Source organism: Tepidibacter mesophilus, assembly GCF_002724055.1.
GTDB lineage: Bacteria > Bacillota > Clostridia > Peptostreptococcales > Peptostreptococcaceae > Tepidibacter_A > Tepidibacter_A mesophilus.
This window is the reverse complement of the sequence record NZ_BDQY01000012.1, coordinates 64,606-91,007: the sequence shown is the minus strand read 5'-3', so window position 1 is coordinate 91,007 and position 26,402 is coordinate 64,606. Positions and strand designations below refer to the sequence as shown.

Below are 26,402 nucleotides of genomic sequence, written 5' to 3'. Positions count from 1 at the left end.
AAAAGGATGCCCTTATGATAATGCCGTAGCAGAAGCTACATTTAAGGTTATAAAAACTGAATTTGCTTTCAATAAAATATTTGAAAATTTCGAACAACTAGAATATGAATTATTTGATTATGTAAATCGGTATAACAATCACAGAATACACGGGTCATTAGATTACCTTAGCCCTATAGAATATAGGTTATTGATGTCCGACAAAAAAGTGTCCTAAAAAGTGTTGACAATCCAAAGGTTTGTTTAAAGAAATGAAAAATCAGCTGAGTGGCTTTGCCTTAAGAAATGAGGTAATTGCTTAAATTTAAAAAATCACAAAAATCATTCTGTTATCTTTATTTTAGTTCCTTATCCCCCTCTAATCCAAATGAATACAACGTTTTTCCTTATTTAATTTTTACTTTTCATAGGCTCATTGATTTTAAAATCTTAAAATTTTGAAACTCGCTATCGCTCAAACAGTCAAAATTTCTTAACAGATTTTAAAATCAATTTCACCTTGAAAACTATAAAATTAAATAATAAGAAAAACTTATGTATTCACTTTGTATTAGGGGTATTTTGTGCTTATTTATATGTTAATGCTTTAATGTATAGAATTACATTCATAATTTTTCAGTTATTATAACATTGTCTAGTTTTTAATCTAAAAATATTTTATTTTTTCAATAGTTCAGATATTATTTCGTTAAATTTTTCTATATACTCAGATTCATAACTTTTTATTTCTTCAAGTATATCAACTATTATTTTTTTTTCAGAATTATTTAATTCATGTATGGCTCTTTTATATTCTTTTGTCCAAATTTCACTGTTTAAAATTCTAATATTAATAATTAGTATCCATTCTTCTGCGTGCGGAAACATAAGTTTGAAACCTCTTAAGAGTTCTAATAATCCTTTTCTTTTGCCTATCCTATCTGATATATAGAATATCGTATCACTTACTAAATCTAAACCTTCTATAGAAGATACTTCATCATCAAATATCTCACATAAATCTTTAATAAGATTAACATCTTCTTCATATGCTAATTTATTGATTATTTTTTCAAAAGTTTCTAAATCTCCTTCGTTATCTAAAAATTTTATTTCTTTAAGTGTTTGAACTTCTTTCTTTAACATACTATATTCCTCCTAATTACTTTTTAAAAATATCGGGAAAAACATTTTTAGACATTTCTATATATTCTCTAAGTATTTTTCTAGTTTCTTTATTGTACAATCCATCTTCTATTAAAATTCTTCGTGTATCCCATATATCAAACGCCAATGCATCTCTATTTGATAAAGCCATATATAAATTTTTTCTATTTCCACCAAATCCATATGTAAAGGTTCTTCTATGTCTTCCTCCTACACCCGGTGAATATTGTTCTAAATTCATTGCCAAACTTTGTCTCATTTTTATATTATTTTTACTTTTCATAAATTGATTAGCTGGCATATGGTGTCCAGTAAGATCATCTCCTGGTTTTCCTAGCTTTCCATAAGCTCCGAATGTTAGCTCATCATCAAGTAAAGTATTACTAGTTTGAGGTATATTCTTTCTTTTGTTTTCAACAAATACTTCATATTCTTTTTTAAGTTCACTTTTTATCTTTTCATATTCAAGATTATCTGCAGAGGCTCTTTCTTTATTTATACTGCATTTATACCCACTTGGATCATAATAAAGTACAGGGTTATTACTACAATATGCATATAAATTCAGTCCATCTCCACGATATACATCTTCTTGTGTAAATCTTCCTATTATAGGATTATAGTATCTTGCCCTTAGGTAATATTGTTGGGTTATACTATCATATTGCTGTCCTGTATAGGTGATTCGATTTTCCAGATTTTCTTCACTTTCTAGTATAACTCCAAATGCATCGTAGTGGTAATGGTTTTGTACATTTTCATTGTTATCTGTTATGTACAGTGTACTTCCTTGTTCATCTTGTTGGTAATAGTAAGTGTTATCTTTAATATCACTTGATATTATTTCATATCCTCTTGCAAAGCGTGATATTTGATTATCTTGTTCGTCTAGTTCTACTAGGATATTTTGTTTATGGAAAATGAATTTTGCTAGTTTTTCATTTTCTTCTATTTCTGTTCTTAGTCCTAAGGCATCGTATCTACTTATTAGGGTGTTTCCTTCTTTTGTTATAGCTTTTGTTTGTTGATTTAAGGCATTGTATTTGTAGATGTTTGAGCCTTGTGGGGTTTCTTCTTTTATTGTATTTCCTTGTTTATCATAATAGAAACTTGTTAAGCCTTGGGTTGTAACTAAGGTTGTCAGTTGATTTTTTACGTTATATGTATATTTTTCTATGCCTATATCGGTTGTTTTTATTAGTCTATTTCCTACGTTATCATAGGTAAAGCTTTCTTTTTTGTTATCGTATTTAGCACTTGTAAGTCTATTTAGACTATCGTATGTGTAATATGTTTGGTGTTTAGTTCCTACTTTTTCAAGTGTATTTCCATTTAAATCGTGTTTGTAGTTATAGTCTACAATTATTTCACCTTTTGATGTTTTTGTTATGAGGCTTGATATATTTTGATCTTTATCATATGTATAATTTATTGATGTGCCGTTAGCGTATATTATAGATTTAATACTATAATTTAGATTATATATATTGTGATGAGATATTGCTTTTTATTGACTAGCATTTATTTTCCTATTTTGAGTTAGTTGTTTTTACAAGAGATTTTATAAAAAGATTTGTTTAGAGAAATGAAAAATCTGATGAGAGGCTTCACCTTAAGAAATTAGGTAGTTGCTTAAATTTAAAAAAACACAAAAACCATACTGTTATCTTTATTTTTGTTCTTTATCACCCTCTAACACAAATGAATACAACGTTTTTCCTTATTTAATTTTTACTTTTCATAGGCTCATTGATTTTAAAATCTTAAAATTTTGAAACTCGCTATCGCTCAAACAGTCAAAATTTCTTAACAGATTTTAAAATCAATTTCACCTTGAAAACTACAAAATTAAATAATAAGAAAAACTTATGTATTCACTTTGTATTAGAGGGGGGTTTGTGATTATTTATATTTTGATATCTTTAATTAAAAAATAAAAATATTCTTCCTAAATATATTCTTATGGAAATGGTATAATTTTAATGTCTTCTTTTCCTTCTTTAGCCCACCATTCAGAATCATGTCCATAGCAAATTTCCTTAGCCCAAAACTCGGCTGTTTCATGATATATTATATCATAACCTTCAATAGCTTCTTCATTTGACCAAAACCAATTTATTCTTTCTATTGCTTCTTCTTCTGTAATTTTAAATAACTTTTTCATTTCATAAACAATTGATATACAAAATTCTTCTGATTTTTTATCAGTCCTAAAAACAAATTTACTCATTTATTATCCTCCATTCTAATTACTTATTCTGTAAGCTTTTATTTAAAAGTTCAATAGCTTTATCTGTATGTACAGAAATTTGATTACCAAATGACTCTAGTTTTCCATCATCTATAAATGTAGTAGGATTAGCTAGCATAGGTCCCTCTACAAAGTCATACTTATGAAGTTCTCCTCCTAACCTATTATGTTTTATAAATTCTTCCCAATCAATATTTGCAGAATCAAATACCTTTCCATTTAGTTCATTAAACTCTAATTTTGGTACTTTAAATACCAATACTTCTCCATTACCCCTAAACTTTCTTTTAACCCACTTAATTGCTTGGTTCTTTTTACGTGTAACATAAAATCCTTTTCCAAAGTCAGTAGTACTTCTGTATGTACTTATATCTATACCACTTTTCTTTATTGATTTTGCTCCTTTATAATTAGTTCCATGATATACTTCAATGAAATCATCTTTACTAGTAACATTAGTATTCCTATTGGCAGAAGCCCGTTCTTTATTTATACTACATTTATACCCACTTGGATCATAATAAACTACAGGGTTATTACTACAATATGCATATAAATTTAGTCCATCTCCACGATATACATCTTCTTGTGTAAATCTTCCTATTATAGGATTATAGTATCTTGCCCTTAGGTAATATTGTTGAGTTATACTATCATATTGCTGTCCTGTATAGGTAATTCGATTTGAAATATTTTCTTCACTTTCTAGTATAACTCCAAATACATCATAGTGGTAATGATTTTGTACATTTTCATTGTTATCTGTTATGTACAGTGTACTTCCTTGTTCATCTTGTTGGTAATAGTAAGTGTTATCTTTAATATCACTTGATATTATTTCATATCCTCTTGCAAAGCGTGATATTTGGTTATCTTGTTCGTCTAGTTCTACTAGGATATTTTGTTTATGGAAAATGAATTTTGTTAGTTTTTCATTTTCTTCTATTTCTGTTCTTAGTCCTAAGGCATCGTATCTACTTATTAGGGTGTTTCCTTCTTTTGTTATAGCTTTTGTTTGTTGATTGAAGGTATTATATTCGTAGATGTTTGAGCCTTGTGGGGTTTCTTCTTTTATTGTATTTCCTTGTTTATCATAATAAAAGTTTGTTAGCTCTTGAGTTGCAGCTAAGGTTATAAGTTGATTTTTTACGTTATATGTATATTTTGCTATACCTGTATCGGTTGTTTTTGTTAGTCTATTTCCTACATTGTCATAGGTAAATCTTTCTTTTTTGTTATCGTATTTAGCACTTGTAAGTCTATTTAAGCTATCATATGTGTAATATGTTTGGTGTTTAGTTCCTACTTTTTCAAGTGTATTTCCATTTAGATCGTGTTTGTAGTTATAGTCTACGAGTGTTTCACCTTTTGATGTTTTTGTTATGAGGCTTGATATATTTTGTTCTTCATCATATGTGTAGTTTGTTGATATACCGTTACCGTATAAAATAGATTTTATGCTATCATTTGGGTTGTATGTATATTGTGCTAATGTATTAGATTTACTGTCTAATATTTCTTTTACTCTATTTGCTGGGTCGTATATATAGTGTGTTGATTTGCCTGTTATGTCTGATATTGTTTTTGTGTTTCCGTTTTTGTCATAGCGGTATTCTAGTAGAGTTTTGCCACTTGCATGTTTACTTTTTAGTCTACCATCTTTGGTATATTTATAAGTGTATGTTGTGTTATTTGCTTTTGCTAGGTTTAGTGTTCCGTCTAAGTTATATTTGAATTCTTCATATATGCCTTTTTGGTTATTTTTATTGTATCCTTTTCTAAAGGTTATGTTATTGTCTATATTGTAACCATAAAGGACTTTGTTCTCATTTCTATCTATGTGTTCTACTTGATTTCCTTCTTCATCATAGTAAAAATATTCGCTGTATCCTTCTTGGTCTTTTATTTTGCTTACTTTATTAAAGTTGTTGTATTCATATGTAATTGTATTTTCGTTTGCGTCTGTGGTGCTTGTTATGTTTCCTGCGTAATCGTAAGTGTATTTCTCTACTGTTCCTTCCGCTGTTACAATTTGTATTATTCTACCCCAGTCATCTAGCTCGTATTTAGTGTTGTTTCCATTACCATCACATATTCCTGTAATGTTACCCCTTATGTCGTATGTATATTTTTGTATTTCTTTGTTTTGTTTTTTACTATTTGGTGTTATTATTTGTTTTATGTTACCTAATAGATTATAGGTATATTCTACTTTATTGTTTACTCCGTCTACTACTGATATTTTGTTTCCTTTATAGTCGTATTCATTTTTTTCGATGGTTTGTCCTAATGGATTTTTAGTTTCTAGTAGTTGTCCTTTTATATTGTATTTATAAGTAGTTCCTTCTCCATCATCTATTTTTTCATTATATTGTTGTGGTAATACTTCTTTTATTATTCTATCATTTTTATCATAGAATAGTCTTGTTGTGTTTTTTAATTCATTTATATAGTGTGTTAGTCTATTTTTGCTGTCATAGATATATTCTTTTGTTATATTGTTAGTGTTATTTATTGTTTTAATTATGTTACTTGTTTTATCGTATTGGTATTCATATTTTCTTTGTATATTATTAGTTTTATCTGTTTGATTTTCTTGTGTTAATCTATCTATTTCATCATATACCCGATTTATAGTGTGTCCTTTTGGTGTTGTTATATTAGTTATATTACCATTTTTATCATAGCTATATTTTGTTATAGCAAAGACTGTTTTACCTTTTACTGCTCCTAATAAATGTTCTCCATCTATCTCTTCTTTCTTTTCTATTAGTTTTCCTGTATTGTCGTATTTATAGTGGATTATTTTGTTTGCGTTATCGTTTATTCTGAATTTTTCATATATCTTATTATTTAAGCAGTCATATTTATATTCTAGTTTTGCACCGTACTTATCATTTACACCTGTTAATCTATTATTTTTATCGTATGTAAAATGTATTTCATGGTAATACAGAGGATAATCTTTTTGATTTACTGGGTCTTTTCCGTGTTTTTCTTTTATCTTATTTGAGTTTTTATCATACTCATAAACAGTTATTTTGTATTTAACTTCTTCATCTATTTTATCTACTGGTTCTCTTTTTTCAAGTATGTTTCCTAGTAAATCATATTTAAATAAAGTAGTGTTTTCTTCTTTATCTATTTCACATGATATATTTCCATATAGGTCATATTCATATTTCTTTTCTATTTCTCCGCTAGGGTCTATTATTGTTGTTAGTCTATTCATGCTGTCATACTCATAAGTATAACCTAATCCATCGTCTGTATCGGAGTTATAGTACTCTGGTGTTATGTGTTTTATAATATTTCCTTGGCTATCGTAAAACAGTCTTTCTACTCCACCGTCTGGATATATTGTTTTTATTTTTCGATTGCCTTTATCATATTCATAAACTATTCCAATACCGTCATCTTTTAAAAAATCATAATAATTTGGATTTATTTCTTTTATTATGTTACCTTCCGTATCTCTTTTATTCTTTATAGTGTTCCCAAGTGGGTCTTTTATTTGGATTAGTTTATCCATGCTGTCATACTTATACTCATATGCTTGTCCATTATCAAATTTAGGATTATAGTTATTTGGAGTAACGAGTCTTGTTAGATTACCCATTTTGTCATAGTATTTTCTTGTTATACTACCATTTGGATCTTTTATATATGTTATATAATTTAGTCTATTGTATCCAAATTCTACTTCTCCATATTCTGTTATAATGGATGTATTTCTTCCTACTTTGTCATAAGTGTATTCATAGATATTATTTTCACTGTCTTTTATACTACTTGGTTGAGGTAATACTCTTTCCCCATTTTCATATTCAAAGTTTTTGATATTTCCTAATGGATCTGTAGTTTTAACAACTCTAGAATAAGAGTCATATTCGTATTTTATTGTTTGCCACAGACCTGTATTTATTTTATTTTTCTCTTCTATAATATTTCCGTTTGTGTTATAGGTATATAGTGTTTCTCCCTCATTATTATCTGATTTTTTAATTAGGTTTTGTTTTTCATCGTATTCGTAATTAACAATAAGCGCATTTGGAAGTTCTTGTTTTACTTTATTTCCATATATATTGTATTCTGTTCTTGTAATATGACCATTTCTATCTTTTTCAAATACTTTGTTTTGATAACTATCATATCCATATTCTTCATATGTACCATCTTCGTAGTATATATGAGTAATTAAATAGTTTTGATCATACTTGTACTTTTCTAGTCTTTTACTTTCACTAAAGTAAAAACTAGTTTCTCTATTTGCATCATCATAAGTAATGGTACAAGTATCTTCAGTTGAATACTCTTGATATGTAACTCTTCCTTTATTGTCAAATTCATTAACAGTATATGTGTTACCATTTTGATCTGTTATAGCACTTACATATCCTTGTTTATCATAATCGTATTTTGTTATACCATAATCTACATGGACTACATGAGTTAAGTAATCTCCTTCATACTTATATTGAACGGTTCTTCCTAATTCATCTTTTATTTCTACTATTTTTCCGTCTTTATATATAAAGTTCAATATATAGTTAGAGAATGTTTTTAAAGTCTTAATTGAGCTTCCTTCATATTTGATTACGATTTCATTTTTATTTTTATCTATTATTTTTATAAGTTGTCCATCTTCATTGTATAAGTATTTTAATTTATTATGATTATCAATAATATTATAAATATTTTTATTAATATCAAAGTTTAAGGTATATAAATTACTTTTCCCTTTTGAATTTTCCCATATGTCATCATTTTTATAAAATATCTCTATATGACCATCAGTACAAAGTAATATAGCTCTTTCTTTTTCTAAATGCAATTTACTTTCATAATTAAATGTCCATCCCTTACCTAATATACCTACTCTATTGTTAACTGAGTTATATTTTCTTTCTATTTTAAATTCCGAATTGATATCAGGTAATACTAAGTCTGTAGCTGGTATGTATAAACTTCCTGTTGATACATTTACAGGGTCTCCTGAGAAAATAGAATTAGTTATTTTATTACTTACCCCTGAACTTATTAAGTTGTCCCAGATGCTTGTATCTCCTGTTGCAGATACATCTCCAACCATTCCTAATCCAGTGTCTAGTGCTGTTTGTGCTGCCCATTTCTTTCCTTTAGTCATCTTGTCAAATCCAAACTTTTTGCTAGTTGCTCCACCAAATGATACCATAGCTATATTAGTTGATGCATTTTTTACATAATACTCTATTCCGTTATTTATTTTTCCATCATCCATATAGTCCATGCCCATTTCTACGGCTGTATTTATACCTGTATCAAGCAAGCTATCTACTACCATACACGCGCCTCCTGCAGCAGCCACGCCCAATCCAGATATAATAACGGATCCATATTTCACTATATTATATATATCTTTTCTTCCTCCACATACAGTATCTCTCATAAAGTTATATGATTCAGAGAAATCTCCACTTTGAGCTTTTGTATAGTCCTGCATTCCTTCACTAGTTTCACTTGCTCCAACACCAACAGCTGCTATACCTGCGGCTGCAATACCAATAGCTAGTCCTCCTGTAAGAACTGTTGCTGCTGCAAAAATAGCAGCTCCTCCTATTGCCATAGCCATTGCTCCAAATCCAATTTTCGATTTACCAGCATTTAGTTTATCTTCAAGTTCTTTTTTAGCACCTGCATTATACTCAGCTATTAATTGTGCATCTTGTGCACTTTGATCATATTCTGATGCTAAAATCATAGGTGGATTTTTATCAGTTGCATTAATTTTTATAAACGTTCCCATTAAATGTGTTTCTTCTTCTAAATTAATACTATTATTGAAATCATTTCTTGTAATCATAAAGCTTTCTTTTGCAGATATTTTTATGCTTTTAGGTCTTAATGGCTCCACATCAGAATTTGGTGGAGGATTTCTTACTCCCAGTTCTATACTTTTAGCAGAAAATGTGATATTTTTACCAGATACATCTATATTGCCACTTTTTTGAAGCTTCAAACTTATATTTTTTGCATCATCAGCTGCAAATATAATATCATTTTCAGTCATTTTCATCTCACTTCCTGTTGTATTTGAAAATGACTTATGATTAGGATTACTTATTTTATCTGCATATTTTGCTTGTCCACTTGCACTTCTTATTGAATGTACTGCTATAGCTTCTTTTTCATCATTAGTTGGAAAATATATATGTACCTTACTTCCTTCTACTGGCATGCAATACCATGAACTACTTTCAAGAGCATATGCGAAAAATTTATTATTTGGTTTTTTAATATAAGTATTGTCTACTTCAAAATGAACTCTAACACTATTCCCTTTTCTTTCTTTAATGATAGCAGGTATAGACATACCGTATATTTTAGGATTCACAGTGTATATACTTTTTACTCCACTGGAAATTTGAAGGTTGTATGCATACCTTATTTCTTCTTTGTATGTATAAATATATACTTTTGTTACTTGACATTGTACGTTATTAAATACTACTTCTTCACCTAGATACAATCTTATATTCGTTACTATTTCCCAAGATGTATAGTCTTGAAGCATCAAAGGAGTTTTACTTCTACTTTTATATTCTTTATAATTTTGAATATTTTTTATAATACTGTAATCATTTTCACTAATTTCTACATTATTGTTTATTTTTGGTAGTCCAAAATATATTCTCCCAAAACTCGCAGCAGCATCAGGTAGTAATAAAGCTTCAAAATGAGTTGCAAGTCTTTTTATAAATTGCCAATCCGTCTCTTCATACTGAAGCAAAAAATCATTTATTTTTGTATTATTTGTAGCCATATCCTGAAAATCTTTCTTAGGATATGCTGATAATATATCTTTAATAACCTGATTGTATGTAAGTTCTAAATCACAAAATGTACGACTTACTTTTTTTATATCAAAGTCATGTGTAAAAGAAATACACGAAAGTTCTAAAAAGTGTAGATTATCTTGGTAGTTTATCTTTACATTTTTAATTTTTCCTTGAAAAATTGGTACTTCTCTTTGTATATGTCTGTTGTATTCATATACTACAATTTTTTTATTAGACGATTCTTCATTTATATACTCAAATACTTTATCTTCTTCTATTAAAATTCTTAAATTAAGACAAATATGATCATTAATATTTTCTTCTAAAGACATATATTCTATTTGTAAAATATCATATGGCAAGTCTATTTTGAATCCTTTATAAGTAACTAACATACCCTCACCTCCTTAAGATCATCACATTATATTTATTAATGCAATTGTTTTTTAGCAGTTATTTTATTCATAAAATCATCTAAGTTCGTAAATCTATTATTATTAAGCATTATTATATTGTTATCATAAAAAACTTTATAAGTTATAGACCCAGTAATACCACTCATAGTTTTTATCTTAGATATATTCTCAATATCTTTTAAATCAATTTCTTTGTCCCCAATAAACTGCTTAATTATTATTTTTTGTCCTTTCATTGTCAATTTTAATGGAAATATTGAAGAATATTTTTGAAATAAAATAGTCGTAATTAAGCTACTAGTAAAAACTCCAATAACAATAGATTGTATGGAAGTATCTTCACTATTTATATTAAGAAAAAATAGTACAGTTGTCATACACATTACAACTATAATAACTGCAATAATAGTATCTACTATTACACTTAAAAGAGTTCTCTTTATATCCATTTTGTTCATCACTCTTTTCTATTTTCAATTTACCCTTTTATAATTTATTTTTTATATTGTTATATACCTTATTAGCTCCCACAAATCTACAAATTGATTGATATATTTTTAAAGGTATAAACATAATAATTAAAGAACCTAACATAAGCACTAGATATAACAATAAACCTTTAAAACTCTTTAATAAGTATATAAATTTAAAAATCCCCATAATATATAGTACTCCACACATTAATAGAAAAGGTCTCATATATTCATCAAAATCAAACATCTTAATAAATTTTTCTTTAAATTTCAATTTATGTTTAATAACTATATGGTATCATTCCTTTCTCTATTAAATCATTTATAATCAAAATCTCCTTTATTTTATAAACATTTGTAATCAACAAAAAAATAAGTAAAACTAAAGTAACTTTATTCTTTCTCCCTGTAATAAAACCTATAATAGATAAAAAAATACTTAATCCTGAAAAAAGAAAAATTATTATTATCGAATTAACCTCAACAATATATGGTAACTCTGTTCCAGAATATTTATAAATCGGATGGATGTAAGCAACTACTACTAAACATATTGCTAATATATTTGAAATCCCACTTAAAACTTTCCTTAATATTTTTATATATTTATTCATCAAGTAACTCCCTGAATAATTTTTTCCTATTATTAATTTGCTCTCCATATTGAGTCACTATAACTTTTTTCTGAATTAGGACCAAAATTAGATAATTGAGCTTATTTCTCAATTATTTAATCTCATTCTATTTTTCAATTCGTTTTTACCATTTTCCTTTATATATCTCTTCTGATTTAGCAAAATCATTCTGAAATTCATCTAATTCACTTATATAAATCGTTATTGATTCAATATATTTGTAATATGCATCTGGCTCTATTATAACCCCATTAACACCTTGAATTTTATAGCATTCTTCTTCATCATCATAAATAAGATTTTCTTCTTTCTCTAATGCTTCTTCAAGCGACATTCCAATTTTTATTTTATCTAATAAAATACCTTCATAATCTTTAAGCGCAGTCATTTTCATAAGCTTACCATTCAAAATATCAAAAATCATTATGCATATATTCTCCTTTTTATATCCTACATGGAAACTTGACATACATTCTGGGATCCAATTCTTTTTATTTCTCCAATCAAAATTATTTAATACATCATAATATTCATTTAAATGTGTTCTCAATTCTACGCCTCCAAGCCCTCTTCCAGGTATTATTGGGGCATATATATCAATAAAATTATCTTTCATAATTAATCTACTCCTTTAACCAATAAAATTCGCACTTCTCAAGTTCAGGATTCCCTATATACTCACTACTTGAACCATTTACTATCTTGTAACTTACATTATTTCCTTTTACTTTAATATAGTCTAATCCATGTCTTCCGCCTCCATTATGTACTTGAATAGTATTAATAGTCCTAGGACCCTTCATACCATCAATTCTTATCATTGTTGCTTTTCCTGATTTAGAAGGTTCTATTCTAACATTATACCCAGAATCCTTAAATATTTGAGCAATCTCATCTACACTTTTAGTATAAATATTTTTCACATTAAAGTTCTCTGTGTTGTTCATAAAGTTATCAACTGACTGTTCATAACTTGTGTCAGTTTTTTGTACAACTTCAACTACAGGCTCATTAATACTTTTCTTTGTGCTACTAGTTATCTTTGATTTCTGATAATTCTCTATTGATTGTGCATTCCATACAGTAAGAAGTGATCCTGCAAGTAAATTAGCTGTCTCGCTTATATCTTTAGTATTATCGACATGATTTGATCTATATAAATAATCCAGCTTATCTACCGTTACTTTTGTTATATCTCCATAAGGAGCAATTTCTTTTAAACGTTCATCAAACCCAGCATCAAAATTAACAAGAAATCCAGTTCTATTTTTTGGGTTTGTTGCTATATATGCTTTATATACTCTAGTTGTAGGATCTTTTTCATTCTTATATTTTTCAAGTTCTGATATATACTTTGCCTGCTCAATAAGAGATTTATTATCATTTTTATAGATATAATTCACATTATTTATAAAACTTACTACACTTGCAAGTTCATCAGCCCGTTCTTTTATTGATTTATTTTCTTTTAAATATGCTTTTCCTGATTGATAATCATAATAGGATGGAGATAATGAATTTTTCTTTTTCTTTTGATCTTTTATAAATATATTTTCTAAATGCTTTTCAAGAACGGCTTTAGTCCTAGGCCTTAAATTTTTAACATTTAACCCTAGCAACACTTTATATTCTCGCTCACTTAGGTCATACTTTTCTTTTAGCCTTGATGCGTATGCTTCAGTTTCTTCCCTCATCCCGTCACTATTTTCATCTAAAGATGGTGGTGGAGATTCCATGGCATCTTCTACCTGTTCTTGCCCATTATCAATTATTGTTATATTTCCACCATAGATACAGCTAAGTGTACTGGTAGTCAATAGTGCCATTTTATCTTCTACTAATACGTCTTCTTTTCCACCTTCCCATTCAATCTTTATTATTGGTATACATTCTCCTGCGCATTTTTTTACAAAATCTTCATTGACTTCTTCCTTTGGCTTTTTGCAAAAAAAGTCCATTACACGGTCCATAAATCCTTTTTCTCTTTCCTGTACTTCCTTCATTATTTTTTCTGCTGCTGCTTTGACAGCTGGATTTTCTGGACTCGTACATCCTCCAAATGATAATATATTTTCGTTTGGTTTGCTATCTCCTATATTTAACTGTGGCATGTTATGTATGAATTCACCATGGCTTAATTGTACAACAATATTGCTTAACCTTAATCCACAAGAACACTGTATTGTTGCTCCATGTACTACGTAACTAGTGGGTTTCTCTGTAACTGCTTTTATAGCGCCATATATACCCGCAGCAACAATTTCTGCACCTATCATCATATCACCTCTACTTCTTCAAAACTCACTCCTACAAAACCTCTTCTTAGAATACTTTCTGCCACATCTAATGAAACAATGAAGTAATTTTTAGTAACTCCTTTTATTTGGAATATGTTGTGATTTTGTATTTTACTTTTATCAAGTACAATATTTTTTTCCCAATCGTTTTTGTAATATGTTGTTTCATCACTGATTGCATCTATAATGTCTGTTAGTACCATATGGTATACTTTTTGTATCTGTTGCTCTATATTAGATAGTACAACTGTTTTATATATTAAAGTATGCTCATGCATTTCAAATACTTTTTTCAATTCTTTTGATATTAAAAATACAGGATTTTCTATAAAATCTGTATAAATGCTATCTTCATCTCCAGTTACAAATATTGTTGAAATCTCATTTAATGTACTTTCTTGATCTTTTGTAAATATTACATGCTTGTTACTTTGAAAATCTCTCAATTTTATCGAATTTACTGTTTCATTATCTTGATTTACAATAAAATATTTCATATTTAATCACCTTTTATATAAATTACTTGAAGCTGTGATGATGAAAGATGTAAAAACGGAACATCCTCTTGATTAAATATTGCTCCATCCAATATAGCTTCCTCAAACTTAACATCTTCAAATTTAACACCGATAAAGTTAACTCCGACTAAATTAGTTTTATTAAAATTTACATTTTGAAGAATAGCATTTTCAAAACTTGCCCCTAATAAAATACTTTTTTCAAAGCTTAAATTACTTATTTTACTATTTTTGAAATTAGAAAACATCATATTTTTTTCTATACAAATAACATCTGAAATTTCAGTATCTTTCCAAACAGAATATACAAGTTCATCTTTATGTGCTTCTTCATTTGTCAACCCTAGGACTTTTATAAAATCATTCATCGTTTTTTTATTATTATCCATTATGTAAACTAACTCACTTTTGTCTTGGTATTCTCCCCATCGAATAAAATAGATATCTGTTTTTTTTACTTTATCAAACCATTCTTCCTTTTCTATATTTTGAAGAATAAATCGTACTGTATAAGCTATATATTCGTTATATTTCATTGCCTGACTTAAAATTATTTTTTCAATATCATATTTGTTTATTTTCCCTATGAATTTCTTACTTTTTTGGTATAGTTCATTATACAAATTCTTTAAAGATTTAAATAAAAAAGACATATCTAATTCCATATGTTTTGCGTTGTCATCTAAGTACCATTCTTGATTATATGTACTCAAAAGAAAAATGTAACTTTCACTTATAATACTCGTCCTTAGTATAGAAAATTGAAAATATTTTATTTTGTAATACTCTAATTCATTTTGAAAATCAGATATATCTTCACATATATTTTTCAAACTATCCATTACAGTACTTCTTAATAAATCTTTATTTTCTATTACATCTTCATAAAATATTTGTTCATATTTGTTTAGTAATTCATTTGTATATTCCTCATTAAAATTAATAAGCGCATCTTCTCTTTTCATAAAAATCACCTTTTTAGTTATTTTTTACTTCTGTTCCTTTAACTAAAACTTCTCCTGCTTGTGTTAATTCTATTTTTCCACCTTTATCACATAAAAGATCTATGGTTTCATTAGCTGTCATTGTTAATGTTTTTTCTGCTCTAATGTCTATAGTTTCTGCTGCATTTACATTTATACTATTTTGCCCTGAAATACTAATACTTCCATCTTTATTTAACTTAATTGATGAAGCTCCACCATCACATGATATTAATATTCCATCTGGAGTAAATTTAACTTCTTTATCATGTGCTGTTCTTAAATATTTAACATCTGGATTTCCCATTCTATCTCTTTCACTTGTATTCTTTGGTACATAGCCACTTACAGAACTAACTGCATAGGATTCTTTTTCTTCTTTTGTTGGAAAGTAGACTCTAACACTATCGCCAATCTCAGGCATACAATACCATCCGCTACCATCTGGAGAAGCTGACATTGTTGAATAGGAAAACCAGTATGCTTTTGATTTATCCTGACTTTTATCTATTTGAAGATGTACTTTTACTGTATCCCTATTTACTTGTATGATTTTGCCACCTATTGATATTCCTATAATTTCTTCATTGTATAGTTTTTTTTGTCTAAGTCCATTTTTCAACTGTACCTTGTACATATTATGTACTATACCATTTCTTAAACAGTGCTCTACGGAACTTATATAAAAATCTTTTTCTTGAAACTTAATATGACTGCCTAACTTTAATATTTCAAATATCTCTATTTCATAAATCGTGTAATCTATTTCTTTTGCATCATTCATATGATTTGCTTTAATATATTCATACATATCTAAATCTTTATATACTGTGTAGTTATTAATCTTTGATGAAATATTTATAAATACATCTGGAGTTCCTATAAAATAATGTATATCTTGAAACTCTATTGCAGGGAATAACCCAGCATTGTATCTAGATATAAATCGTTTTAAAAACTGCCAATCTGTTTCATTATATTGTATAACTATCTCACCTATAGGAACATTGGGAACCTGTATAATATGATTTGATGTACTATAGTCCTTCATAACTTGTTTTATAAGGTCATGAGAGGACATATTTTTGTCTTGAAAAGAACGTGATTTTTTTGAAATGTCCATAAGATGAGTATAGCTCTTTGCCTGTACATATATGTTATATACTTTCTCAGCAACATCTATTTTTATTTTCGTTATTACCCCATGAAATATAGATATCTTCTCATTTTCTTTCATGTAATATACCTCAATAGGGGTATTTTCCTGAGTTGAATGTATCTGTTCCTCTTTTCTTTCATTAACTAATACACCATTAAATTCTAGATATCCATGTTCATTAATATTGTTTGTGATTTTTAAATCCTTTATATATTCCATCTCATATGTAGATATTCTTATATCTTCATATGATAATGCATTTATATTCATATAATCACCCCCCCTGTTTCTTTTATATATTGATTTGTACTAAATTTATTATCCCTTTGATAATATTTTCCCAAACTGTAATATCTTTATAGAAGCAATTAAAATTACCTAGTATAAGTTGTGTATTTGTATTGTCCTTCATAAAAAATATTAAATTATATGTATATCCTTTACCTGTTGGTGTTTTAAATATTCCATACTCTAAGACCATGTCATCTTTTTTAATGTCACCTTCTTCAATCCATTCTAGATACAACTCCATATCTTTAAAATTTTGCTCCATACCCCTTTTAAATTCATCAAAAGTCTTAGTTAAAATTTTTTCTTTAATATAACTACACATAAAACTTACGCCTTCGGTCTCATTCTGTAATGCTATTGCATTAGAATCCTTTACTACTTCTTGAAAATAATTTTCTACCATTGGAATACGTATTTTACCATCTAAGTAATCTACTGTTTTAAAATCGAATTTTCTATCTTCTATTTCTAGGTATTCATTTTTAATACACTCTATAATTTCTTCTAAAGATAAATTTGTATTGTTCTCCTCTTGTATTGTAGAATCTTCTTTTTGCTTAATTTCCTCTTCTTTTAATATTCTTTTTGATTGCTTAAAAGATGCTATTTTTTCATCTAAAAAATCCATATTATACCTCCTCTTTTTAACTAGTCTAAAAGAATTTTTCTTGATAATACACAATTTGGAAGTTTCTGCTCTATATAAATCAAATAACTTCCTATAAATTATAATTTTAATAAATATTTCCATTATTGTAAATCGTCCATTCGGTCTATTTTCACGTTTAGATGACGTAATCGACCTCTAGACCCTTAACCTATAAAATCCTATAAAAGAACCTAATAAAAAGTTAGTACTCAAAACACCTACTAGATTTCTCCTCTTTTTAAAAAAATATATTTTATTATATAATCTTAGTATTATAAAATTAAAATATTTATTTAATAAAAAATAATTTCAATAATAACTTATGAATTAGTTTATAACTACTTCCCCATTATAAATCTGTTTTAGCCACTGCAAACCTTCGAAGTTCAATTTTTTTGCATGTTCATAGAATTCATCACGTTTTTTATAATCACCAAGATAATGATAACCAACAGATAAATAAGCTGGTATATCAGCATATTCTCTGTTTATTTTCCAAGCCTTTTCACCATACTCAACTACTTTTTCAAAATTATTTTCTTTCAGTTCTATTGATATTAAACTTGCGTATGCAATCACTTCGTTTGGATTAATTTCTATTGCCTTAGCAACACATTCTCTAGCTTTTTTTAAATTTCCTTGCTCATTATACATAATACTCTTACCAAGATAAGCTTGATCATTTTCTTTATTTATTTTTATAGCATTATCAAAACATTCTTCTGCTTTATTTAATTTATTTAACCTTAAATATGCCCATCCCACAGCATCTAAAATCGAATCAGAATCTGGATTTTCTTTTAAATACGTCTCACCTTCTTGAACAGCTTCACCATACGCTCCTTTTGCAAATTTTTCGTTTACTTTTGAAAGGGTATATTTTTCCTTATCGTAAGAACACCCAGCTATAGATATTAAAACAATCATCACAGTAACTAAAAGTCTATACATTTTTTTCACATTTAATTCCTCCTTATGATAAACATTATTCATTATACAAAAGCATATAATTTATTTTTGACGTAATAAAATACTTTCAGTTTTTTTTAAAGCTTCAAATAAAACCTCGATTGTTTATTAAATTTATCATTTGAATAATTGTAAATTATTTGCTTCGTACTCTTCTGTATCGGAAGGCTACACTCTTCCTTTTATGGGTATTTTTTACTAATTCAAGCATTGATTAAATATCACTGTTGCTTGTATATGTTTTAATTATTTTTGATTATCACTTGGAATAAAACAACATATATTTCCTTGTTTATCGGTATCTGTCAAAGATTTACCGTCTTGAAATAGAAAATCCAGTATAACTAACTAGAAAAATTAGTATACTGAATTTTTAAAATTTATTTCTTATTTTTGATTTGAAATTCCTCAGTCAAAGTATCTGACCAAGGCATTATTGCTAGTAAGTTTTCTTTGGTGCTTTCTATATCTTCCAATTTCGCCATCTCGTTCATTAAATATAATAGATATTTTTCCGTCTATTACGAAGGGCTTTATAGCTCTTTCAGTCTATTATTATCTATCTCAAAGATTAATCTTCTAATACAGCTTCAATTTTAGGTGATAGCTTTCTGATATATTCTAGTGATCTGGTCAAAGGCCTCTTTGGCAATGCATCTTTTATTTCTCTATCTACATAGTCTTTAAATTCTTCCAATAGTGGTTTTAATTTTTCAAGTCATATATTTATCTAACTTTCGTTCTTTACCGCCTCTACCACAAATGAATACAACGTTTTTCCTTATTTAATTTTTACTTTTCATAGGCTCATTAATTTTAAAACCTTAAAAAAAGACAGATTGAGTCTTTTTCAACCTGTCCTTTCGTTTAATAATAATGTACTTCCAGTCTATAAAAATCCTAATTTATTGACTTTATCTAATATCACTGTTTAAATCTTTGCACCAGAACCTAGCTTTTTATTTTATTGTTAATTTTCAAAAAACAAAAAAGGAAAAACTATATTTCTAATGAAATTTATAGCTTTTCCTTTTTTTATTTTATACGTATTATTTTTGTAATTTTTAATACTTTAGATTATAATTATAATATTATTTTTACAGACATTAATTAACTAACTGTTCTTTTACTTTTTCTATTTCCTCCACAGATACTTCTAATATTTCCATAATGATTTCTATGCTATATCCTCTTTTCAATGCTTTTTTTATTCTTTCTATCTGTTCTTTCTTTATTTTATCTCTTTCATGCTGTGCTCCTTTTTCTTCTCTATGTTTCAATTCTTCCTCTAACTTTTTACCTAAATTACTTACCATATCATCCACCTCCATTTTAGATGTTTCTATTAGTAATTCATATATATTGTCTTTTACTTCTCCTTTAAATCGGTTTCTAAATATATTTATAATCCAACTTCTAAATGCTTTTTCTTGTTCCTTTGTTGCACCTTTTTTTATTATTTTTCCTATTATCTTTAGCCTATTTATTATTTCATCTACTTCTACATTCTGATCTAGTAAAAATATAGAACTTACTACATTTGCTATCTCTATTAATTCTTCTTTATCCATTCTATTTATATCAAACAATAAATATCTAAAATCTATTATATTGTCTTCAAATAATTCATATCCATTTAATATCTCTTTAAAATTCCTTGCTGCTGTCCAGTTATTTTTACCGTTATATAACACTATCGGAATAATTGCAGGTAATCTATAGTCTTTTCTCTTTTTTATATTATCCTTTGTATTTTTAAGTTCATCTCTCCATATTTCTGTCATATACATTAACAGCCTTATTGGCATTCTAAAGTCTACTTTTGATTGAAGTTCTAATAATATATAAAATATTATATCTTTACCATCTATATTTACTTTATATACTATATCTGCTTCTTCCTCTTTAAAATCCTCTTGTATAAATTCTTTATCTATTAATATTAGATTTTCTTCTTTTATTAAATCCACCCAATCTTTTTTTACAAAACTTCTTAAGAATTCCATGAAATTTTTCTTATGTGAAAGTATATGTTTATATCCTAAATCATGTTCGTGATTTATATTATCGTCCATCGTTATCACCAGCTTTTTCTTTAATTATACCATAGAAGAATCTATTTGTTCCACTTCATAATTTTTGTCCTTTTGCCTCTGGTGCAAAAATCAAAATAAAGAAAATTATTTTGCTAAATCAGTATAATCTTATGCAGTCGCTCCCATAATTTTGTTTATCAATCGAACCTCAGAAAGGACACATTGAATTTCTTCAACCTGCCCTTTCCTTATCATATTCATTATTTCAATTCCACAAATAGTTTTTTGTGCTGTTTCAAAGTTTTGAAATCCCATCATAGATTTTATCTTCCCTTTGATAAATCTATGATCCTGTTCCACAATGTTATTTAAATATTTTATTTGCCTAAAACTTGCTCTACAACTTAATACTCCACCATAAATAAGTTCTGGTATAGCCACCTCATAAGCTTTATTCTTATCTACCGTTATCATTCTTGGCTGCTGGTTATGAATTGAGCCTAAGGCTTTCTTAAAGAAATTCTTGGCAGCTTGTTTATTTCTTTTTTCACTAAAATAGAAATCAATTGTATTTCCATTTGAATCAACTGCTCTATATAAATATTTCCATTCTCCTTTAACTTTTATATAAGTTTCATCAACACGCCATGAATCATTTGTTGGCTTTAGATATTTCCTTATTTTCTTATCAATAATAGGAGAATATTCATGTACCCATCTCATTATTGTCGTGTGCGATATTGATAAACCTCTTTCACTCATCATTTCTACTAAATTTCTATAGCTTAACGAATATTTTAAGTACCATCTCACACATAAAAGAATAATTTCTGATTCAAAGTGCTTCCACTTAAATAAATTTTCTGACATAATCGTTTCTCCAATCTTACAATTTTTGAGATAATTATATCACTGTTTTAATTTTTGCACCAGAATCCTCAGAGGTTCTTTTGTGGCACCTTCTAGTTTTATGCTATCTGGTTTTATTGAAAGTTTATTTCCATGTTCACTTCTAAGGTATCTGTTATTTGGGTTATGTAATTCACTACAAGTTTCAGCATTTTTTCTTACACATGAATCGCAAAATGCATCTTCTTTATTTGTTGGGAAATACAGATTTGTATGACTTCCAACTTGTGGCATAGAGTAAAGAGAGTTTCACTTTACAGGTGAATATATGTAATCATGTGCCTTTTATTTTATCATTGAAAATAGTATTTTGTCTTATAGAGTTTAGTTATGATAGCATATATTTATATAGATTTATCTTCCATATAAACATTGCATTAGATCAGTACTAACTTATGTGATCATTCCTATAATTTTATTTATAAATTTAATCCAATAAAACAGCTATCATACGATAACCTCCATAACTTTAAAATTTATTTAACAATATTATTTTTTCTTTTATATCTCCTAATATTATATTTTAAAGAAATATATTCATCACTTATTTTTCTAACTTAATACAACAACATCATTACTAGTTTTCTATATTTCAGAAATGTATAATACAATTTTTAAATGATATCTATAAATGTGCTTAACTCCCACGAAATTACTGATTTTTATCTTTTTACAATTTACTAAGCAATATATTTACTGTACTTTTAATTTTTTTGATTATCTTATTTTATATTATTCAATACATCAACCATGCTCATTTTTATTTCATAATCTACATTTGCAAGCGTATACTATAACTAAATCTTATCTTATAATTTTTAGTTTCCAAAACACAAAACATATATTTATCTAACTTTCCCTCTTTAGCACCTCTAACACAAATGAATACAGCGTTTTTCCTTATTTGAAACTTAGAATCTTTATTGAAAAGATAAAAATTTATATTACTCTTTTAAATTCCGAATCTAAACCAAAACTTTAAATTTAAGCAATATATAGATTTTCAATAAATTCTGTGAAATTTCTACTTACCAACCTTATACAATCTATCTCTAATATTCCATCTTCTTCTATATAAGCCATATCACAATGATAAGTTGCTCCCTTATTATTTCCTTCTACAGAAATGCCTATTAAATTTTCTACTGTATCTATTCCTATAGGAAGTAACTTAGATGGTATTAATTTTCCTTCTTTATTGTATACACAATAATTTTTTTCAAGATTAAACTCTACCTCATCTAAAAGAGGGTAAAATAACATAATTGAAGAAGTTATAATTCCATTATCATTTTCATCTTTAGTATCAAATTTTCTTCTATCCGTCTTTCCACCATTATTTAATAGTAAAAACTGCCTATAATCATTAGGAAGTTTAAACCCATACTTTTTTCAAAAGCTTCAATATCTTGTACCTCAATAGATTTAAATATATAAAAAATATTTATAACTGAAAACCCCTTATTTTCTACATCAAAGATCTTTTAATAAGTTCTAGTAAGTTAAATGATTTTTCTGATGCTATTTCTAATTCGTCTTCAAAAGATGGATGTTTTTTTCTTCCGTTGGCTTAAGCTACTATTTTTGTTTTACAGTTATACTATAAAATCATATTATTTAATTTTCAAAGTGCAAAAATATATACATTAAACTTAATCTAAAAAAAACAGCTATCACTTGATAACTGTTTTTCCTTTAAAAAATTATTTAACATTATAAGTAAATCTTGTTTTTCATTCTTAAATTCAAAAACAAAACATATATTTATCCTAATTTCGTTCTTTAGCGCCTCTACCACAAATGAATACAACGTTTTTCTTTATTTAATTTTTAGTTTTCATAGGCTCATTAATTTTAAAATCTTAAAATTTTGAAACTCGCTATCGCTCAAACAATCAAAATTTCTTAACAGATTTTAAAATCAATTTCACCTTGAAAACTTAAAAATTAAATAATAAGAAAAACTTGTGTATTCACTTTGTGTTAGAGGTGTTTTGACGTCTGTATATTTATATTCTATAATAAAAATCTATAAAACCTTTTATTAAATCAGTATTATTTTAATATAATAGTGTAATTCATAAATTCATTTTCAAAAAAGAAAGATTGAATTTCTTCAACCTTTCTTTAGTTTAATAACGATGCACTTATAGTCTATAGAAATCCTAATTTGTTTTCTTTAGGTATTTCCTTATTTTTTTATCAGTAATAACAGAATATCCATCTACCCATCTCATTATTGTTATGTGAGATATTGATAAAGCTCTTTCACTCATCATCTCTAATAAATTTCTATAGCTTAACGAATATTTCTGATACCATGTAACACATAAAAGTATTATTTCTGATTCAAAGTGCTTCCACTTAAATAAATCCTATGACATAATAGGTTCTCCAATTTTTGGGATACTTATATCACAATTTCAGTTTTTGCACCAGAACCTTAATTATAACTTTACTTGAGTATATGGAATTTCAAGTTCGTTGAAGTTATAATTATCAAAGCTACTATTGACCTCTAAAATATTGCTTTTTCTTTTCAAAACTTGATTTGATCCATTTTCTAGTAACAATACATCACCATTAATTAGATTTAATAGCTTTCCAATAATTCTTAATACTTTTGGCATTCCCAAGTCGAAAGTATTACAAAATATTTGAATATCTATGCATAAGTTTATATCCAAATCATAGTTCTTTTTTATAAATTCCAAATCCGCTATATCTTCTATTTCTACGCTCATGGAAAAATAGCTACATCCAATATAAATCTCATCTTCTTCATATACTTTCATCTCAATATCTTTTTCTACAATATCTTTTGCTATATCAATTAACATATTAGCCATATACTCCGCATTATAAGTTGAAAATAAAAATAATTCGTAATCCATATTGTTTTACCTCACAAACTTTCTTGTAATTTTACCATCTTTCACAATAAATAATTCCTGTAAATGTTTCAAATCTCCATTTGGATTAGCCTTTCTAGATATGTTTTCTATCAATTCGTCCACTTTTTCTATAGGATAATCGTCCAAATTAAGAACAATCCTTTCAGCTTGTTTTTTAGTTTTCTTTGTTATTGTTCTACATATATTATTAATACTGGTATTTACATCTGGTGCATAACAATCAAAAGGCTTTCCATCTATTAGAAAATCTGGATTTGATGTAGGTTTTATACCGTGTCCATTCCCTCCGTTTACTTCACTTAACATCTCTATATCATATCCCTCATTTGCAAATAAGTCAGCACTTTCATTCTGTCTGCAAATACCTCTATCAACCTCATTTTCATAATTCCCTTTCGGTTTGCCACCTCTCTCTAGTGAAGGTTCTGTTAATTTAGTTTTACTTGTGTCCTCAATAACATTATCTACATTCTTCTTACCCGTTTCTGCTGCTTCATCACTCATTTTAAATATATCATTAGTTATTTTAGATAATTTAACTTTTTCTGTATAAAATCCTAAGTCACCAAAACCAGCTAACTCAGGTACTTTTCTTAGAACTGGTACTTCTATATCTCCAATTTTTTTAGATATATCTTTTGCATTTTTTACTACATCGTCTATTTTTGTTCTAACACTTATTGGTATATTGTTTATATTCTTTAGTACATCATCTGCAAATTTTAGTTTATTAAGCTTATTTACAAGATCAGCTTTTTCTATTATGCTCATTACTTTTACAAATGCATTTGTATTTGATATACCCTTAACTATATCTATGCCTTTGATTGCCATTTCCATTTTTTTGATTTGAGCCAGTTTTTCAATTTTTGAAATTGATCCAACTTTATATGGAAGCAGGATAGTCCCTACTTCAAATACACTTCTACCAAAAAATCTTGCTCTTGTATTTCCATCTCCATTGATTACATTATCTACGAAAGATTCCCCTATTGATAATCCAATAGCTAACACTGCTGCATCAGGATCTTCTAGAATTTGTAATAGTCCTTGTCCAGTCCTTATTGGATGTCTAAACATATCATATATACCTATAACCGTATCGTTTATACCATCACCAGGACCTGCCAATAAGTTCGCTATCCTAGATAACATAGTTGGCTCTTCTACTTCTTCTTTAAAGTATCCCATGGCGCCCGTTGTCGCTTCCCCATCTATGGGGTACTCGGGGGCAAAGATAGCATCGGTCAGTGCTTTTGGTTTAGTTGCCATGCTTATAAGGGATAATGCTCCTACTGCTAGTCCTATTGCAACTGTTGCTCCAAGTCCAATTACTGCAACACCTGCTAATGCAAATGCACCTATTGCTCCTACTGTTACTACTGCTGCAACTACATTTGCCATAAGTTCTAGTAGGTTAAATGGTTTTTCTGGGGCTACTTCTGGTTCGTCATCCTTATAAGGTTCATAAGTTTCTCTTTGTGTTGCTCTTGGTACTATGTCTGCACCTAGGAAGTTATGGCTTCCTTCTATGTAAAGAGATTTTTTGCTGTTAGTTTTTTGGGCTACGAGTTTTGTTTCTGCTTTTATGTTTATTTTTTTTGGTGTGTTAAATTCTATGCTATCTTTGGCAGTAAGTGTAATAGATTTATTGCTTAGTATTTGTATCCCTTCATTTTCATCTAAGGATATACTAAGTGGTTCTTTTGTGGCACCTTCTAGTTTTATGCTATCTGGTTTTATTGAAAGTTTATTTCCATGCTCACTTCTAAGGTATCTGTTATTTGGGTTATGTAGTTCGCTACAAGTTTCAGCATTTTTTCTTACACATGAATCGCAAAATGCATCTTCTTCTTTATTTGTCGGAAAATACAAAATTGATGCACCTTTTATTTTATCATTGAAAATAGTATTTAATCTAAAAAACAGCTATCATA

Annotated in this window: 19 protein-coding genes and 3 pseudogenes; 1 reads left to right on the top strand and 21 read right to left on the bottom strand. The window is 27.6% G+C overall.

The annotated features are described in order from the left end of the window. Positions 1 to 217: IS3 family transposase (locus tag Tmeso_RS09340; RefSeq protein WP_145993145.1), on the top strand; the 217-nt coding region annotated here is incomplete at its 5' end. Positions 218 to 657: 440 nt separating this feature from the next. Here the strand turns inward: Tmeso_RS09340 and Tmeso_RS09335 are convergent. The 21 genes and pseudogenes from Tmeso_RS09335 to Tmeso_RS16430 form a co-directional block, all read right to left on the bottom strand. Further along, the gene (locus Tmeso_RS09335) at positions 658 to 1,125 is read right to left on the bottom strand and encodes an Imm30 family immunity protein (protein ID WP_099190504.1); all 468 of its coding nucleotides are present in this window, start codon (positions 1,123 to 1,125) and stop codon (positions 658 to 660) included. 16 nt (positions 1,126 to 1,141) lie between these two features. After that, entirely contained in the window at positions 1,142 to 1,429 is a 288-nt protein-coding gene (locus Tmeso_RS16715) for a hypothetical protein (protein ID WP_207653844.1), read from the bottom strand. A gap of 240 nt (positions 1,430 to 1,669) precedes the next feature. After that, a pseudogene (locus Tmeso_RS17175) lies at positions 1,670 to 1,921 on the bottom strand (RHS repeat-associated core domain-containing protein); the annotation flags it as partial. 1,185 nt (positions 1,922 to 3,106) lie between these two features. Then, the gene (locus Tmeso_RS09325) at positions 3,107 to 3,376 is read right to left on the bottom strand and encodes a hypothetical protein (protein WP_099190502.1); all 270 of its coding nucleotides are present in this window, start codon (positions 3,374 to 3,376) and stop codon (positions 3,107 to 3,109) included. A gap of 19 nt (positions 3,377 to 3,395) precedes the next feature. Then, complete coding sequence (locus tag Tmeso_RS09320) at positions 3,396 to 10,610, bottom strand: RHS repeat-associated core domain-containing protein (protein ID WP_099190500.1); 7,215 nt, start codon at positions 10,608 to 10,610, stop codon at positions 3,396 to 3,398. Between the two features lie 35 nt (positions 10,611 to 10,645). Continuing rightward, positions 10,646 to 11,080, bottom strand: coding sequence for a hypothetical protein (locus tag Tmeso_RS09315; RefSeq protein ID WP_099190498.1), 435 nt, complete (start codon positions 11,078 to 11,080; stop codon positions 10,646 to 10,648). A 305-nt stretch (positions 11,081 to 11,385) separates the two neighbouring features. Continuing rightward, positions 11,386 to 11,718: a hypothetical protein gene (locus Tmeso_RS09310; RefSeq protein WP_099190496.1), complete on the bottom strand. Its 333-nt coding sequence runs from the start codon at positions 11,716 to 11,718 to the stop codon at positions 11,386 to 11,388. 145 nt (positions 11,719 to 11,863) lie between these two features. Then, on the bottom strand, positions 11,864 to 12,355 hold the full coding sequence (locus tag Tmeso_RS09305; protein ID WP_099190494.1) for a hypothetical protein: 492 nt from the start codon (positions 12,353 to 12,355) through the stop codon (positions 11,864 to 11,866). Between the two features lie 7 nt (positions 12,356 to 12,362). Continuing rightward, positions 12,363 to 14,015: a DUF4280 domain-containing protein gene (locus Tmeso_RS09300; protein WP_187296291.1), complete on the bottom strand. Its 1,653-nt coding sequence runs from the start codon at positions 14,013 to 14,015 to the stop codon at positions 12,363 to 12,365. Next, positions 14,015 to 14,533, bottom strand: a complete 519-nt coding sequence (locus Tmeso_RS09295) for a hypothetical protein (protein WP_099190490.1) — start codon at positions 14,531 to 14,533, stop codon at positions 14,015 to 14,017. Before Tmeso_RS09295 ends, Tmeso_RS09300 begins: the two co-directional genes overlap by 1 nt. A gap of 2 nt (positions 14,534 to 14,535) precedes the next feature. Further along, the gene (locus Tmeso_RS09290; RefSeq protein ID WP_099190488.1) at positions 14,536 to 15,519 is read right to left on the bottom strand and encodes a pentapeptide repeat-containing protein; all 984 of its coding nucleotides are present in this window, start codon (positions 15,517 to 15,519) and stop codon (positions 14,536 to 14,538) included. Between the two features lie 13 nt (positions 15,520 to 15,532). After that, positions 15,533 to 16,966, bottom strand: a complete 1,434-nt coding sequence (locus Tmeso_RS09285) for a contractile injection system protein, VgrG/Pvc8 family (protein WP_099190486.1) — start codon at positions 16,964 to 16,966, stop codon at positions 15,533 to 15,535. A 22-nt stretch (positions 16,967 to 16,988) separates the two neighbouring features. Further along, positions 16,989 to 17,615 (bottom strand): hypothetical protein, encoded by a 627-nt coding sequence (locus Tmeso_RS09280; RefSeq protein WP_099190484.1) that lies wholly within the window; start codon positions 17,613 to 17,615, stop codon positions 16,989 to 16,991. 348 nt (positions 17,616 to 17,963) lie between these two features. Then, on the bottom strand, positions 17,964 to 18,587 hold the full coding sequence (locus Tmeso_RS09275; RefSeq protein ID WP_242967903.1) for a tetratricopeptide repeat protein: 624 nt from the start codon (positions 18,585 to 18,587) through the stop codon (positions 17,964 to 17,966). 1,124 nt (positions 18,588 to 19,711) lie between these two features. Further along, on the bottom strand, positions 19,712 to 20,680 hold the full coding sequence (locus tag Tmeso_RS09270; RefSeq protein WP_099190480.1) for an Rpn family recombination-promoting nuclease/putative transposase: 969 nt from the start codon (positions 20,678 to 20,680) through the stop codon (positions 19,712 to 19,714). A gap of 129 nt (positions 20,681 to 20,809) precedes the next feature. After that, positions 20,810 to 21,514, bottom strand: a complete 705-nt coding sequence (locus tag Tmeso_RS09265) for an IS6 family transposase (RefSeq protein ID WP_099190478.1) — start codon at positions 21,512 to 21,514, stop codon at positions 20,810 to 20,812. Between the two features lie 36 nt (positions 21,515 to 21,550). Continuing rightward, positions 21,551 to 21,784 carry a hypothetical protein gene (locus Tmeso_RS09260; RefSeq protein WP_099190476.1) on the bottom strand — a complete coding sequence of 78 codons (234 nt, stop codon included), beginning with the start codon at positions 21,782 to 21,784 and terminating at the stop codon, positions 21,551 to 21,553. Positions 21,785 to 22,534: 750 nt separating this feature from the next. Continuing rightward, positions 22,535 to 22,930 (bottom strand): annotated as a pseudogene (locus Tmeso_RS09255) (SMI1/KNR4 family protein); the annotation flags it as partial. A 788-nt stretch (positions 22,931 to 23,718) separates the two neighbouring features. Beyond that, positions 23,719 to 23,892 (bottom strand): annotated as a pseudogene (locus Tmeso_RS17170) (IS6 family transposase); the annotation flags it as partial. A gap of 105 nt (positions 23,893 to 23,997) precedes the next feature. Then, complete coding sequence (locus Tmeso_RS09250; protein ID WP_099190474.1) at positions 23,998 to 24,444, bottom strand: hypothetical protein; 447 nt, start codon at positions 24,442 to 24,444, stop codon at positions 23,998 to 24,000. A gap of 6 nt (positions 24,445 to 24,450) precedes the next feature. Continuing rightward, positions 24,451 to 26,340 carry a CdiA C-terminal domain-containing protein gene (locus Tmeso_RS16430; protein WP_207653843.1) on the bottom strand — a complete coding sequence of 630 codons (1,890 nt, stop codon included), beginning with the start codon at positions 26,338 to 26,340 and terminating at the stop codon, positions 24,451 to 24,453. Positions 26,341 to 26,402: the final 62 nt, after the last annotated feature.

Coding starts and splice junctions, on each gene's coding strand:
- Tmeso_RS09320 (WP_099190500.1), bottom strand. CDS start 10,610: ATGTTAGTTACTTATAAAGGATTCAAAATAGACTTGCCATATGATATT.
- Tmeso_RS09305 (WP_099190494.1), bottom strand. CDS start 12,355: ATGAAAGATAATTTTATTGATATATATGCCCCAATAATACCTGGAAGA.
- Tmeso_RS09250 (WP_099190474.1), bottom strand. CDS start 24,444: ATGGATTACGAATTATTTTTATTTTCAACTTATAATGCGGAGTATATG.
- Tmeso_RS09280 (WP_099190484.1), bottom strand. CDS start 17,615: ATGGATTTTTTAGATGAAAAAATAGCATCTTTTAAGCAATCAAAAAGA.
- Tmeso_RS09325 (WP_099190502.1), bottom strand. CDS start 3,376: ATGAGTAAATTTGTTTTTAGGACTGATAAAAAATCAGAAGAATTTTGT.
- Tmeso_RS09335 (WP_099190504.1), bottom strand. CDS start 1,125: ATGTTAAAGAAAGAAGTTCAAACACTTAAAGAAATAAAATTTTTAGAT.
- Tmeso_RS09275 (WP_242967903.1), bottom strand. CDS start 18,587: ATGTATAGACTTTTAGTTACTGTGATGATTGTTTTAATATCTATAGCT.
- Tmeso_RS09295 (WP_099190490.1), bottom strand. CDS start 14,533: ATGAAATATTTTATTGTAAATCAAGATAATGAAACAGTAAATTCGATA.
- Tmeso_RS09270 (WP_099190480.1), bottom strand. CDS start 20,680: ATGGACGATAATATAAATCACGAACATGATTTAGGATATAAACATATA.
- Tmeso_RS09310 (WP_099190496.1), bottom strand. CDS start 11,718: ATGAATAAATATATAAAAATATTAAGGAAAGTTTTAAGTGGGATTTCA.
- Tmeso_RS09285 (WP_099190486.1), bottom strand. CDS start 16,966: ATGAATATAAATGCATTATCATATGAAGATATAAGAATATCTACATAT.
- Tmeso_RS09260 (WP_099190476.1), bottom strand. CDS start 21,784: ATGCCACAAGTTGGAAGTCATACAAATCTGTATTTCCCAACAAATAAA.
- Tmeso_RS09300 (WP_187296291.1), bottom strand. CDS start 14,015: ATGATAGGTGCAGAAATTGTTGCTGCGGGTATATATGGCGCTATAAAA.
- Tmeso_RS09315 (WP_099190498.1), bottom strand. CDS start 11,080: ATGGATATAAAGAGAACTCTTTTAAGTGTAATAGTAGATACTATTATT.
- Tmeso_RS16715 (WP_207653844.1), bottom strand. CDS start 1,429: ATGAAAAGTAAAAATAATATAAAAATGAGACAAAGTTTGGCAATGAAT.
- Tmeso_RS09290 (WP_099190488.1), bottom strand. CDS start 15,519: ATGAAAAGAGAAGATGCGCTTATTAATTTTAATGAGGAATATACAAAT.